This is a genomic window from Streptomyces sp. NPDC101234 (assembly GCF_044767525.1).
Classification (GTDB): Bacteria; Actinomycetota; Actinomycetes; order Streptomycetales; family Streptomycetaceae; genus Streptomyces; species Streptomyces sasae.
On sequence record NZ_JBIWOA010000017.1, the window covers coordinates 1 to 13232 of the forward strand.

A 13232-nucleotide genomic window follows, 5' to 3' on the forward strand; every position below is an offset into this window, starting at 1 on the left:
TGGAACCCGTGGCCACCCCGAGCAGCGCGTCCGGCTTGCGCCGCAGCAGCCGCGCCATGGCCTCGGCGATCAGCTCGCCACCCGCCGCGGCATCCGGAACGATGACAACTTCCACGCTGGGCCTGCCGTTCTGAAGAGGGCTGGGGGGTCTGGAGTGCTATGTGGTTTAGACCAATCTGATGGGATCAATCTAACAGAACCAGCCCCCGGCGCCGATGGGTCCGGTGCAGAGGAAACAGAGATAGGGGACAAGGGTGAGGTTACGTGAATACCTCAGATGGGGTGAATAACGGAAAACTTCCTCGGGGTGGGGTGGAGGCCCTGCCAGGTCCCGGAAAATTGCCCTGGCCATCCGCCCCCACGGCCGACCGTGGCGGGCTAGGCTGCGACCGCACCAACTGTGAACAGACTCCAACGCATGGACACACATCGTGGTCTAGTCCACAATTGCGTAGGTGCATTCTTCCGTCTTCCCCGCACAGGAAGGCGGACCGAGGAACCGGTGCTCTCTGCCCTGACTGCCCCGGATCCTCACCTTCGGCCGACCGGGACCGCACACCCCACGGCCGTTGCTGCTCCGGGCTGCGGTGCCGGGAGGGTTGAGGGTCCCTCCCAGGCGCCGCGGCCCGCGGGTGTTTCCGGGCCCCTCCGGCTTCCCCGGCCCGCTCTTTTTCGGCCATCCACATACCGCCAGGTACGCTCACAGACGTGCCCTCCATGAACGAACTGGTCCGCCAGCACACCGCCCTCGACGACTCCGACCTCGAGTGGCTCCATCTGCTGGTCTCGGAGTGGCAGCTGCTCTCCGACCTCTCCTTCGCCGACCTGGTCCTGTGGGTCCCCACCCGGGACGGCACCCGGTATGTCTCGGTGGCGCAGATGCGCCCCAACACCGGCCCCACCTCCTACCAGGACGACATGGTCGGCCACCTGGTCCCGCGCGGCCGCCGCCCCATGCTGGACATCGCCCTGGACGAGGGCCGGATCGTCCGCGAGGGCGACCCGGAGTGGCGCGAAGAGGTCCCCGTACGGGTCGAGTCCATCCCGGTACGGCGCGAGGGCAGGGTCCTCGGGGTCATCGCCCGCAACACCAACCTGCTGACCGTGCGCACCCCGAGCCGCCTTGAGCTCACCTACCTCCAGAGCGCCTCGGACCTGGCCCAGATGATCGCCGCCGGATCGTTTCCCTTCGCCAACCAGCAGGTCGACATGGACGCCTCGCCGCGCGTCGGCGACGGACTGATCCGGGTGGACGCGGACGGCGTCGTCCAGTACGCCTCCCCGAACGCCCTCTCCGCCTACCACCGCCTCGGCCTCGCCGCCGATCTGCTCGGCCACCACCTGGGCCGGACCACGGCCGAACTCGCCCCGACCAAGGGGCCGGTGGACGAGGCGCTCGCCAAGGTCGCCAGCGGCTGGGCGCCGCGCGAGTTCGAGATCGAGTCCGAGGACGGGGTGATCCAGTTCCGGGCGATCCCGCTCAAGCCCAAGGGCACCCGCATCGGTTCACTGGTGCTGCTCCGGGACGTCACCGAACTGCGGCGCCGTGAGCGGGAATTGATCACCAAGGACGCGACCATCCGGGAGATCCACCACCGGGTGAAGAACAACCTCCAGACGGTCGCCGCGCTGCTGCGCCTCCAGGCCCGGCGTATCGAGTCCGAGCGCGGTCGGGAGGCCCTGGAGGAGGCCGTACGGCGGGTCGGCTCCATCGCCATCGTGCACGAGACGCTGTCCCAGAACCTGGACGAGCGGGTCGAGTTCGACGAGATCGCCGACCGGGTGCTCGCGATGGTCGCCGAGATCTCACCCGGCAAGGTCATCGGCCGGCGCACCGGCCGCTTCGGGATACTCGACGCCGAGGTCGCGACCCCGCTGTCGATGGTTCTCACCGAAATCCTGCAGAACGCCCTGGAACACGGCTTCCGCGAGGGCGACACCGGCAGCGTCGAGGTGACGGCGGTCCGCGGCGGCACCACCAAGGAGGCCCGACTCCTTGTCACCGTCCAGGACGACGGCGTCGGCCTGCCCGAGGGCTTCGACCCGCACCGCTCCGGCAACCTCGGTCTGCAGATCGTACGAACGCTGGTGGAGGGCGAGTTGGGCGGAACATTCGACATGGTGCCGGCGCCCGAACGGGGGACCCGGGTGATCCTGGACCTGCCGGTGCGTCCGCAGAAGTAGGTCTCCCGAGAAGTAGGTCTCGCGGACAGCAAAGAGCCCCGAACCTGGTGGGTCCGGGGCTGCTCGCTCGTTGCTGCTCTCGCTCTTGCTAAGCGCATCGGGGGTACTGCGCGCTGCGGCTCGGGGGCGGGAGATGCGTACTCGCTGTACGCGCCGCCAAGCTCAGGCTAGCGGGGTGGGTCGGGTCAGGCGGTGGCCTGACGGGCCCGGTTGCGGGCGGCACGGCGCTTCATCGCGCGACGCTCGTCCTCGCTGAGGCCACCCCAGACGCCGGAGTCCTGGCCGGACTCAAGCGCCCACTGCAGACACTGGTCCATAACAGGACAGCGACGGCAGACGGCCTTGGCTTCCTCGATCTGCAGCAGCGCAGGACCAGTGTTGCCGATGGGGAAGAAGAGCTCGGGGTCTTCCTCGCGGCAAACGGCGTTGTGACGCCAGTCCATGGCTGCTACCTCTCCTTGGTATTACATGCAAGTTGCTTGTGAATGTGAACGCTTTCACGAATCCCTCAACAAGTGAAGGGCCGACCGCCAGGTTCCCTGGCAGGGGTCCTGTGAGTTGAAGGGGGATTCCGGTGATCAGTGGAGGCCGGTCTTGCGGGCCGTCCCGATCGCCACGTAGAGCCTCGCAAACCTCAGCGACGGATACAACCCCTTCCGGAAAGTTTTTTTTGATTCCTCGGTGTCGACTGGGTCACAGCCGTACTTCCATGGGGTGGACCCTGGCCTAAACGTTCGAGTGAAAGGACTTTGGCCCGTTCCGCTCACACAATCACACGCAGTGCGCGGCGTACGCCTGTGAACGTCACGCTCGTACGCAGTCCTAGGTGGTCGCCGTCCATCTGGAGGGGGAGGGGCACCTTCGAATGCAAGGTGAACTGGTCCAGGTCGTGCAGGGACACCGCGTGCTTTCCATGGGGTCCGCGCTCGGGGGACGAAGTGAGCAACTGTGTGCCATACCGGGCAGCCGCGGCCGTCGACAGGCGGCTGAGACCGAGTACGTCGATGCCCTTATCGAACGAGGCCTTAGGCGACGTGTACATCGGGCGATTGCCGAGATACGTCCAGGGCGAGGTGTTCGAGATTATCGCCACGACAAGATCGTTGATCGGGTCGGCGCCGGGCCGCTCAAGGGTGATCGTGCCGTGCCGGCGGTGCTGCTCGCCGAGGAATTGCCGGACGACCTGACGAACGTACAGCGCATGCGTGGATTTCTTACCGAGCTCGCGCTGCTGCTCGACCCGGCCGACCACACCGGCGTCGAAGCCGAGCCCCGCGTTGAAGGTGAACCAGCGGGCCGGGACCGCCTCGTCCACGGTGCCGGGCGTGCCCGCGGTCAGGCCGAGACCGACGAACCGCTCACGCTTCTCGCGCAGCGCGTCCAGCAGGTCGCCGGTGGCCTCGACGGGGTCGTTGGGCAGACCGAGGGCGCGGGCGAAGACATTGGTGGAACCGCCGGGGACCACGGCGAGGCCGGGCACCCGGTCCGGGTCGGGGCCGCCGTGCAGCAGGCCGTTGACCACCTCGTTGACCGTGCCGTCGCCGCCGAGTGCCACGACGAGGTCGATGTCGTCGCTCTCCGCCGCCTGCCGGGCCAGGTCGCGGGCGTGGCCGCGGTACTCGGTGGTGACCGCCTCGAGCTTCACTTCGCTGGCGAGTGCGTGGATCAGGACATCGCGCCTACGTGCGCTTGTGGTGGTTGCCGCCGGATTGACCACGAGAAGTGCACGCATGGATTGCAGCGTACCTACTGGGAAGTACCCGGCCCAGACCGAGTTAGGGATCGGGTAAGAGAAAGGGGCGTGAGTCTGAACACGTGTCCCCGCGGGGCCGCGGCCGGCGTTCCGGGGCGAGGGCTACTCTTCTCGGCGTGAGCGATGCGCCTACGGCTGAGAAGGCCGACGTGACCGACGGACCCCGTCCGCGGCGGCTGACGTATGCCGCCGCGCTGGCCGGGCTGGAAGGGCTGGCACTGGTGGCCGGCGGGGTGTGGATGCTCGTGCTCGGGCTCACCGGGTCGCCGGACGACCGGGGGCAGGCGGTCACCGGGGGCGTCACCGTGATCGTGCTGGCGCTGCTGCCGTTGCTCGCCGCGCGCGGGTTGCTGCTGCGGAAGAGCTGGAGCCGGGGGCCGGCGGTGATCACGCAGATCATGGCGTTGCCGGTGGCCTACAACCTGCTGCAGGCCGACAGCATCGCGATCCCGGTGGGGATCGCTCTCGCGGTGGTCTCGATCGCCTCGCTGGTGCTGCTGGTGAACTCGGCTACCACCCAGGCCCTTGGGATCAAGGGACCCGGGCGCAGTAGCTGATCTGCGGGCCGGTCGGGGCTGGTCGCGCCCACGCGGCGGAGCCGCGTATGAATACAGCCCCGCGCCCCTGAAGGGGCGCTCCGGTTCCGGGCGTCAGAGAGTTTTACTCCTCGACCAGCAGCTTCTCTCGCAACTGGGCCAGTGTCCGGGCCAGCAGCCGTGAGACGTGCATCTGGGAGATGCCGACCTCCTGGGCGATCTGGGACTGGGTCATGTTGCCGAAGAAGCGGAGGAGAAGGATCCGCTTCTCCCGGGGCGGGAGGTCTTCCAGGAGCGGCTTGAGGGACTCGCGGTACTCGACGCCCTCCAGGGCCTCGTCCTCCGCGCCGAGCGTGTCGGCGACCGCCGGGGACTCGTCGTCGGTGTCGGGGACGTCCAGGGACAGCGTGGAGTACGCGTTGGCCGACTCCAGACCCTCCAGGACCTCCTCCTCGGAGATCGCGAGCTTCTCGGCCAGTTCGTGGACCGTGGGGGAGCGGCCGTGCTGCTGGGACAGCTCCGCCGTGGCGGTCGTCAGAGCGAGGCGCAGCTCCTGCAGCCGGCGCGGTACGCGGACCGCCCAGCCCTTGTCGCGGAAGTGACGCTTGATCTCGCCGACCACGGTCGGGGTGGCGTACGTGGAGAACTCCACGCCCCGGTCCGGGTCGAAACGGTCGACCGACTTGATCAGGCCGATGGTGGCGACCTGGGTGAGGTCGTCCAGCGGCTCGCCGCGGTTGCGGAACCGGCGCGCGAGGTGCTCGACGAGCGGCAGATGCATCCGGACCAGCCGATTGCGCAGCTCCGCGTACTCGGCGCTGCCCTCCTTCAGCGCGCGCAGCTCGACGAACAAGGCGCGCGCCCCACTGCGGTCCTGAGGTGTGTGCTGGGTCGCCTGCACGACCTCCGCGGCCAGCGCCTGGTCCTCGGCGTATCGCTCGTGCTCGCTCATCGTCCCGCCCGTTGCCCTTCCACGAGCCCTCGCCGCCTCCGCCACTCTCGACTTCGCCTGAGCGGGGGCACCCCCATGGTCCAGGGCCGCGACCCCGTTCCGCTCGTCCGGAGGCGTGCTCTGCACGGCACCGTCCGGGCCGAGCGGCGCGGAGGGGTCCTCCGGGTGCTGCCTGGCCTGTTCAGGGATGCCGTCGATGCCGTCAGCCATGCGGCGGGAGCCGGCCTCGGGGCCTTCGCCCCCGGCCGACAGCCCCCGTGTGCCGCGTTCTTCGTCCCGCACCGGCCCGTCCCCGTTCCTCACGCCGGCCCGGGTCCCGCGCCGCGCTGTTTGTACAGGCTGATCGACACGGTCTTGTCCTCGTCGACGGCCGACGAGACCTTGCCCGCGAGGGCCGAGAGCACGGTCCAGGCGAAGGTGTCGCGCGAAGGGGCGTGGCCGTCCGTGGTCGGGGCGGAGACCGTGACCTCCAGCGAATCGTCGACGAGGCGGAAGACGCAACTGAGCACCGAGCCGGGAACGGCCTGCTGGAGCAGGATCGCGCAGGCCTCGTCCACCGCGATGCGCAGGTCCTCGATCTCGTCCAGGGTGAAGTCCAAGCGGGCGGCGAGACCGGCCGTGGCCGTGCGCAGCACCGACAGGTAGGCACCCGCAGCCGGCAGCCGGACTTCCACGAAGTCCTGGGTCGCGGGCTCGCCTGCGATCTGGGACACCCTCACCTCCATGGTGGTACAAGCTATTCGGGGCCGAGGGTCGCCCCCCGGGGTAACGCACTACGTGGTTCAGCGGTGACGCTACCGCGCTCCGAACTTTTCTGTCCCCGGGACCCCAACCCCCTGGCGTCACTCACAGTAAACCTGTGGATACGCTCCGTGTCTAGGGGGTTGCCCTGCCCAATTGGGAAGAGCGCGCGCCGGGTTGACGTACCCCGGCGTCGAACCGTCGAACCGTCGGTGCGGCGTACTTCACCAGCCGTAGTGCAGTGTCACACGAGGACGTGGTCCACGAAGCACCAGCGCCAGTCCTCGCCGGGTTCGAAGGTCCGCATCACCGGGTGACCGGACGTCTCGTGGTGGCCGGTCGCGTGTCTTCCTCGCGAGGAATCGCAACAGCCGACGTGGCCACAGGTCAGACAGAGCCGCAGCTGGACCGGGTGCCAGCCCTTGACGAGACACTCCGGGCAGGTCTCGTTCAGCGGCTCGGGTTCCGGGTGCGGCAGCGCGTCGCGGTGCGTGCACTGTTTCATGATTGCCAGATTACGACGGGCGTGCGGGTGGCCGCGCGGAAAATGAGGGTGGGCGAGGACCATGGACGTGATGCCACTGCTGTTGCTGGTGGCGGGGAGCGCCGCGATCGCCGGTGCGGCCCGGCGCACCCCGGTGCCGGCGCCCCTGCTGCTGGTCGCGGTCGGACTGCTGGTGTCGTACGTCCCCGGAGTCCCGGACTACACCCTCGACCCGGAGATCGTGCTGCCGCTGGTGCTGCCCCCGCTGCTGTACAAGGAGGGCACCGAGAGTTCGTATCTCGACCTGCGGGCGAACATGCGGCCGGTGGCGCTGCTGTCGGTGGGATACGTCCTGTTCGCCACCTTCGTCGTCGGCTGGGCCGCCTACGCGATCGTGCCCGGACTGCCGCTGCCCGCGGCGCTCGCGCTGGGCGCGGTCGTGGCGCCCACGGACGCGGTCGCGGCCGCCGCCATCGCCCGCCGGGTGGGGCTGCCGTCCCGGCTCACCACGATCCTGCAGGGCGAGTCCCTGCTGAACGACGCCACGGCGATCACCGCCTACCGGGTGGCCGTCGCGGCCGCCCTCGGCGAGGGCGCGTCCTGGGTCGACGGAATCGGCGAGTTCCTGCTGGCCGCGTTCGGCGGCGTGGTGGTCGGTGTGCTGCTGATGGTGCCGATCCACTGGCTGCGTACGCATCTGCGGGAGCCCCTGCTCCAGAACACACTGTCGCTGCTGATCCCGTTCGTCGCCTACGGTGTCGCCGAGCAGTTCCACGCCTCCGGTGTACTGGCGGTCGTGGTGGTCGCCCTCTATCTCGGCCACCGCGCCTGGGAGGTCGACTTCGCCACCCGTCTCCAGGAGGAGGCGGTGTGGCGGATGGTGGCGTTCCTGCTGGAATCGGCGGTCTTCGCCCTGATCGGACTGCAGTTGCCGGTGGTCCTGAAGGGACTCGGGGCGTACGAGGGCGTCGACGCGGCCTGGTACGCGATCGCCCTCTTCGTCGTGGTGGTCGTGGCCCGGTTCGTGTGGATCTACCCGGCGGCGTTGCTGCCGCGGCTGCTGTTCCGGCGGATCCGCGAGCGGGAGGAGAACCCCACCTGGAGAAGCCCCGTCGTCGCGTCCTGGGCGGCCATGCGGGGCGTGGTCTCGCTGGCCATCGCCTTCTCGCTGCCGCTCACCGTGCACGGCGGCGGCGCGTTCCCGCAGCGCAACCTGATCCTGTTCCTGACCTTCACCACCGTCATCGGAACCCTCGTGGTCCAGGGCCTCAGCCTGGCCCCGTTGATCCGCCTCATGAAGTTCCCGCCCCGGGACGTGCAGGCCGAGACCCTCGCCGAGGCGAACGCCCAGGCGCAGGCCTCCCGCGCGGCCGAGAACCGGCTCGACGAGCTCCTCTCCGACGACCGCAACGAACTCCCGCCGCCGCTCGCCGACCGCCTCCGCACGGTCCTGGAACGCCGCCGCAACGCCGTCTGGGAGCGCCTCGGCCAGACCAACCCCGTCACCGGCGAGACGGTCGACGACACGTACCGCAGGCTGTCCCGCGAGATGATCAGCGCCGAACGCGAGGTCTTCGTCCGCCTCCGGGACCACCGCTACATCGACGACGAGATGCTCCGCACACTGCTGCGCCGACTGGACCTGGAGGAGGCGGCGGCGTACCGGGAGGCGGCGTGAGCCGAAGCCGTCGGCGGGCCGCTCCCACGCGCCGGTCAGGCCGTTCCCGCGCGCCGGTCAGGCCGTTCCCGCGCGCCGGTCAGGCCGTGATCACGGCCGCCACGGCCGTCCCCCGCCCGAACGCCCCTGCCTGCGCCATCGTCACGAGTCCGTACAGCAGCTTGGCCACGTACAACCGCTCCACCCCCAGCCCGTGCCGGTCCTCGAAGTCCTCCGCGAAGGCGTGGAGTTCCGGTGGCGTACGCCCGTATCCCCCGAAGTGAAAGCGCTCGTCGAGCGACCATTCCCCCCGCCGCCCCCCGAACGCCTCCACCTGAAGTCTCGCTATATCCCCCGCCAGAAAGCCGCCCTTGAGCACCGGCACCCCCAACGCGCGCCCGCCCGGCCCCAGTCCGGCGGCCAGGCCGGCCAGCGTGCCCCCGGTGCCGCACGCGACCGCCACCACGTCGGCCCGCCCCCGCAGCTCCTCGCCCAGGGCCCGGCACCCTCGTACGGCCGCCGCGTTGCTGCCGCCCTCCGGCACCACGTACGCGTCCTCGGCCCCCGCCGCCCGCAGCAGAGCGGCCAGCACCTCCGGCTCGGCCTTGCGCCGATATGTCGGCCGGTCGACGAAGTGCAGCCGCATCCCGTCGGCCGCACACCGGGCGAGGGACGGATTCAAGGGCCGGCCGGCCAGTTCCTCGCCCCGCACCACTCCCGTCGTGGGGAAGCCGAGGAGGCGGCCGGCGGCGGCCGTCGCCCGCAGATGGTTGGAGTACGCGCCGCCGAACGTGAGGACCGGCCGGCCCGCCGCCGCCTCGATGTTCGGGACCAGCTTGCGCCACTTGTTGCCGATCAGGTCCGGGTGGATCAGGTCGTCCCGCTTGAGGAGGAGGCGGACGCCGTGACGGGCGAAACGGTCGTCGGTCACCTCGTCGAGGGGCGAGGGGAGCCGGGGGGTGAGTATGTCGGCGCTGGTCACGTCGTCATTGTCGCCCGGGGGACCGGTGCGGGCTCACTTCAGGCGGTCCCGGACGCGGGCGCGCAGCCAGGCCATGGTGAAGCCGCGGGGGTCCACCTTCCCCGGCTGCCACTCCGCGTGTCCGATCACCGACCGTTCCGACCAGCCGTGCCGCCGGCACACCGCCGCGGCCACCTTCTCGATCGCCTCCAGCTGGGCCTGCGGCCAGGGGTCCGCGCCGTCGCCCAGGTTCTCGCACTCGAAGCCGTAGAAGTGCCGGTTGCCGTCGGTGTTCGCCTCGTTGTCCGGAGGCAGGGCCTTCTCGGCGATCACCGCACGCAGGACGTCGTCGTCGCCGAGGCCCGCGTGGTTGGCACGGCCGTAGCCGACGAGGTGGACGGTGCCGTCCTTCGTGACGACCCCGTGGCAGAGCGGGCCGGGGAGGCCGGGGCGGCCGTCGTGGCAGAGCCGGACCGTGTGTTCGGCGCCATGGGTCACCGTGTGGTGGATCATCACGCCGTGGACGGGGCCCCAGGGGCCCTTGTGGTTCCGGTTGTGTTCCCTCCAGTCGCCGACCTCGACGACCCTGACGCCCGTGCTCCGCAGCGTGTCGAGGAAAGCATCCGCGGACATGGGTGGGGCCATGACTGCCTCCTTCGCATTCGTGCCGGCTGTCAGGGAACTTCTACAGAAGTCGGTCTTTTCGGGCCAGACCCCTCAAGTCCGTTCGTATCGCGTGCGAACCGATCAGGACAAGTCCGTATATCACGGGCTCCTTATCGTGCAATCGCTCGGCATGCCCAGTAGTCCGATGATCTATTCCCGCTCTTTCGGGTAATGGTCCCGACACGCTCGGTGATGACAGGGTGGCCCGTGAGACCGATGCGCGGGCAGTTCGGCGCCCGCGCAGGTATGGGAGGGCATTTCCTTATGTCGGTAGGCGAAGAGGTCCGCACGGATCAGGGCAAGCCGCAGCAGTCTCTGGACACGGCGGCAGCGCGGAACCTGGCCACCACCACCAAGTCCGCACCACAGATGCAGGAGATCAGCTCCCGCTGGCTGCTGCGCACGTTGCCATGGGTCGACGTCCAGGGCGGTACCTACCGGGTGAACCGGCGGCTCACCTACACGGTCGGCGACGGCCGTATCACGTTCGTGAAGACCGGCGACCGTGTCGAGGTCATCCCCGCGGAACTGGGCGAGCTGCCGGTCCTGCGGGCGTACGAGGACGACGCGGTGCTGGGCGAGCTGGCCCAGCGCTGCCGGCAGCGCGACTTCGCCCCGGGCGAGGTCATCGCCTCGTTCGGCAACCAGACGGACGAGGTGTACCTGCTCGCCCACGGCCGCGTGGAGAAGATCGGCACCGGCCCGTACGGCGACGACGCGGTGCTCGGCGTCCTCGCCGACGGCGCGTACTTCGGCGAGGCGGGCCTGCTCGACCCCGACGCCATCTGGGAGTACACGGCCCGCGCGGACACCGCCTGCACCGTGCTGACCCTGTCCCGGCAGGACTTCGAGCAGGTCGCGGAGCGCGCCGACTCGCTGCGCGAGCACCTTCAGGAGCTGCGCGCGATCCCCGAGCAGCGCACCAACAAGTACGGCGAGAAGGAGGTCGCCCTGGCGGCCGGCCACAGCGGCGAGCCCGACATCCCGCACACCTTCGTCGACTACGAGGCCCGGCCGCGTGAGTACGAACTGAGCATCGCCCAGACCGTGCTGCGGATCCACACCCGCGTGGCCGACCTCTACAACCAGCCGATGAACCAGACCGAGCAGCAGTTGCGGCTCACCGTCGAGGCGTTGAAGGAGCGCCAGGAGCACGAACTCATCAACAACCGGGAGTTCGGCCTGCTCAGCAACTGCCAGTACGACCAGCGGCTGCAGCCGCACGACGGCGTGCCCAGCCCGGACGACATGGACGAGCTGCTCAGCCGCCGGCGCGGCACCAAGCTCTTCCTCGCCCACCCGCGCGCGATCGCAGCCTTCGGGCGTGAGCTCAACAAGCGCGGACTGGTCCCGGAGAGCGTCGAGATCGGCGGCAACCGCATCCCGACCTGGCGCGGAGTCCCGATCTACCCGTGCAACAAGATCCCGGTGACCGAGGCCCGGACCACCTCGATCCTCGCCATGCGTACGGGCGAGGCCGACCAGGGTGTCATCGGACTGCGGCAGTCCGGGCTCCCCGACGAGATCGAGCCGAGTCTCTCGGTCCGCTTCATGGGCATCAACGAGCAGGCGATCATCAATTACCTGGTCACGGCCTACTACTCGGCCGCCGTCCTGGTCCCGGACGCCCTCGGCGTGCTGGAGAACGTCGAAATCGGCCGCTGGAGGTGACGTTTCCGCACTTGGTGGCCGTGTCCCCGCCCTCCGGGGCGGGTACACCCTCGGGGTACGTGCCGAGCCGGGGCGGAGACGCCACCGTATGCGCACTCCGCGAGGGGGAGGTCATGGCCGAGTTCGTGACGGAGAGGCAGGAGCGTTCCGCGGGGGTGCCGCCGGAGCACGCCGAGCCGCTCGACGGTGGCGAGGCGGTGGCCATACTGGAGCGTGCCCGGGCGTCCGTCGACCCCGAACTGCGTGCTGCTGTCGAGTCGTTGCCCGGTTCGATGCGGCGGATCGCGCGCTACCACCTCGGATGGGAGCACGCGGACGGCACCGAGGCCTCCGGCAACGCGGGCAAGGCCATCCGGCCCGCGCTGGTCCTCGCCGCCGCCGACGCGCTCGGCGGCCCGGCGGCCCGCGTGGCCGCCGTACGGGCCGCGGCGGCCGTGGAGCTGGTGCACAACTTCACACTGCTGCACGACGACGTCATGGACCGGGACACCTCCCGCAGGCACCGGCCCACGGCCTGGACCGTGTTCGGCGACGCCGACGCGATCCTCGCCGGGGACGCCCTCCAGGCGCTGGCCCTCCGGCTGCTGGCCGGGGACCCGCACCCCGCGTCCGGCGCGGCCGCCGCCCGGCTCGCGGACTGCGTCCTCGAACTGTGCGCCGGGCAGCACACGGACACGGCCATGGAGGACCGGGCCCCCGACGAGGTCACCCTCGACGAGGTGCTCACCATGGCCGAGGCCAAGACCGGGGCGCTGCTCGGCTGCGCCTGCGCCCTGGGCGCGCTGTACGCGGGCGGGGGCGACGACGAGGTGGCGGCCCTCGACGGCTTCGGCCGGCAGGCCGGACTCGCCTTCCAGCTGATCGACGACGTCATCGGGATATGGGGCGACCCCCGGCGCACCGGCAAGCCGGCCGGTGCCGACCTGGCGGCCCGCAAGAAGTCCCTGCCGGTCGTCGCGGCGCTCGCCTCCGGCACACCGGCCGCGGCCGAGCTCGCCGAGCTGTACGCCGAGCCGCATGTGCGGGCCGACGCCGACGCGATCGCGCGTATTGCACTGGCCGTGGAGCGGGCCGGCGGCAGGGACTGGGCGCAGGCCGAGGCGGCCGACCGGATGGCCCGGGCGATGCAGGAGCTCGCCCGCGCCGTGCCCGACCCCGAGCCGGCCGGAGGCCTGCTCGCGCTCGCCGAGTTCGTGACCCGGCGCAGCAGGTGAAGACCCCGGGGTCCCCGGGACCGTGCGGCTCCTGACCCCGCACGGCCCCCCGGGGGCTCCGGTCCGAAGGGTCCCGCACATCCCCACGGTGTGCGGGGCCCGCCGCTTCCGCCCCGCCCGCGGGCAGCGCGAGCAGCGGGCGGCGGGCGCCACGCACCGCCCAGGCCTACGCTGGGGACATGGACAGCCAGGGCCGTCAGACCTGTCCGGTCTGCGGGCAGCCCGTCGAGAGCGTGGTGCGGCGGCACAAGACGCTGGGCGCCTGGGTTCCGGTGTGGGGGCCCGGGCCCTGCCGCAACCCCGACTGCGCCGAGTACACCGGGCCGCCGCGCGGGCAGGAGCGGCGGTCGTCGGCTCCGCCCGGAGCCGACGCACAAAATCCCGGGCCCCGTGCCCGGCCGACGCCGTAGCGT

The 13232-nt window shown here is 70.5% G+C and carries 13 protein-coding genes and 1 pseudogene; 6 read left to right on the top strand and 8 right to left on the bottom strand.

Annotated features, from left to right (window positions below; translation table 11 throughout):
- A pseudogene (locus ACIRR9_RS28735) lies at window positions 1-115 on the bottom strand (glucosamine-6-phosphate deaminase); the annotation flags it as partial.
- Between the two features lie 602 nt (window positions 116-717).
- On the opposite strand from ACIRR9_RS28735, the gene ACIRR9_RS28740 reads away from it, so the two are divergent.
- Window positions 718-2184, top strand: a complete 1467-nt coding sequence (locus tag ACIRR9_RS28740; protein WP_403757934.1) for a sensor histidine kinase — start codon at window positions 718-720, stop codon at window positions 2182-2184.
- Between the two features lie 185 nt (window positions 2185-2369).
- Here the strand turns inward: ACIRR9_RS28740 and ACIRR9_RS28745 are convergent, their stop codons facing one another.
- Both ACIRR9_RS28745 and ACIRR9_RS28750 read right to left on the bottom strand, forming a co-directional pair.
- Window positions 2370-2627, bottom strand: a complete 258-nt coding sequence (locus tag ACIRR9_RS28745; RefSeq protein WP_010353616.1) for a WhiB family transcriptional regulator — start codon at window positions 2625-2627, stop codon at window positions 2370-2372.
- Window positions 2628-2947: 320 nt separating this feature from the next.
- On the bottom strand, window positions 2948-3916 hold the full coding sequence (locus tag ACIRR9_RS28750; RefSeq protein ID WP_403757502.1) for a diacylglycerol/lipid kinase family protein: 969 nt from the start codon (window positions 3914-3916) through the stop codon (window positions 2948-2950).
- Window positions 3917-4053: 137 nt separating this feature from the next.
- On the opposite strand from ACIRR9_RS28750, the gene ACIRR9_RS28755 reads away from it, so the two are divergent.
- Window positions 4054-4494 (top strand): hypothetical protein, encoded by a 441-nt coding sequence (locus ACIRR9_RS28755; protein ID WP_123974241.1) that lies wholly within the window; start codon window positions 4054-4056, stop codon window positions 4492-4494.
- Window positions 4495-4597: 103 nt separating this feature from the next.
- On the opposite strand, the gene ACIRR9_RS28760 is transcribed toward ACIRR9_RS28755, so the two are convergent.
- From ACIRR9_RS28760 to ACIRR9_RS28770, 3 genes are all read right to left on the bottom strand, one after another.
- Window positions 4598-5728: an RNA polymerase sigma factor SigF gene (locus ACIRR9_RS28760; RefSeq protein WP_403757505.1), complete on the bottom strand. Its 1131-nt coding sequence runs from the start codon at window positions 5726-5728 to the stop codon at window positions 4598-4600.
- On the bottom strand, window positions 5725-6138 hold the full coding sequence (locus ACIRR9_RS28765) for an anti-sigma regulatory factor (protein ID WP_004925829.1): 414 nt from the start codon (window positions 6136-6138) through the stop codon (window positions 5725-5727). The genes ACIRR9_RS28760 and ACIRR9_RS28765 overlap by 4 nt, the downstream gene beginning before the upstream one ends.
- A gap of 272 nt (window positions 6139-6410) precedes the next feature.
- Window positions 6411-6671 carry a UBP-type zinc finger domain-containing protein gene (locus tag ACIRR9_RS28770; protein WP_365350564.1) on the bottom strand — a complete coding sequence of 87 codons (261 nt, stop codon included), beginning with the start codon at window positions 6669-6671 and terminating at the stop codon, window positions 6411-6413.
- Window positions 6672-6732: 61 nt separating this feature from the next.
- On the opposite strand from ACIRR9_RS28770, the gene ACIRR9_RS28775 reads away from it, so the two are divergent.
- Window positions 6733-8328 (top strand): Na+/H+ antiporter, encoded by a 1596-nt coding sequence (locus tag ACIRR9_RS28775; protein ID WP_403757508.1) that lies wholly within the window; start codon window positions 6733-6735, stop codon window positions 8326-8328.
- A 79-nt stretch (window positions 8329-8407) separates the two neighbouring features.
- Here ACIRR9_RS28775 and ACIRR9_RS28780 read toward each other — a convergent pair whose 3' ends face one another.
- Complete coding sequence (locus ACIRR9_RS28780; RefSeq protein ID WP_403757511.1) at window positions 8408-9289, bottom strand: 1-aminocyclopropane-1-carboxylate deaminase/D-cysteine desulfhydrase; 882 nt, start codon at window positions 9287-9289, stop codon at window positions 8408-8410.
- 33 nt (window positions 9290-9322) lie between these two features.
- Window positions 9323-9913 carry an N-acetylmuramoyl-L-alanine amidase gene (locus ACIRR9_RS28785; RefSeq protein ID WP_403757513.1) on the bottom strand — a complete coding sequence of 197 codons (591 nt, stop codon included), beginning with the start codon at window positions 9911-9913 and terminating at the stop codon, window positions 9323-9325.
- A 285-nt stretch (window positions 9914-10198) separates the two neighbouring features.
- On the opposite strand from ACIRR9_RS28785, the gene ACIRR9_RS28790 reads away from it, so the two are divergent.
- The 3 genes from ACIRR9_RS28790 to ACIRR9_RS28800 all read left to right on the top strand — a co-directional run bounded on the left by ACIRR9_RS28790 (window position 10199) and on the right by ACIRR9_RS28800 (window position 13229).
- Window positions 10199-11605, top strand: coding sequence for a family 2B encapsulin nanocompartment shell protein (locus ACIRR9_RS28790; RefSeq protein WP_403757516.1), 1407 nt, complete (start codon window positions 10199-10201; stop codon window positions 11603-11605).
- Window positions 11606-11718: 113 nt separating this feature from the next.
- Window positions 11719-12819 (top strand): family 2 encapsulin nanocompartment cargo protein polyprenyl transferase, encoded by a 1101-nt coding sequence (locus tag ACIRR9_RS28795; protein WP_403757519.1) that lies wholly within the window; start codon window positions 11719-11721, stop codon window positions 12817-12819.
- A 179-nt stretch (window positions 12820-12998) separates the two neighbouring features.
- Window positions 12999-13229 (top strand): hypothetical protein, encoded by a 231-nt coding sequence (locus ACIRR9_RS28800; protein WP_403757521.1) that lies wholly within the window; start codon window positions 12999-13001, stop codon window positions 13227-13229.
- Window positions 13230-13232 lie beyond the last annotated feature (3 nt).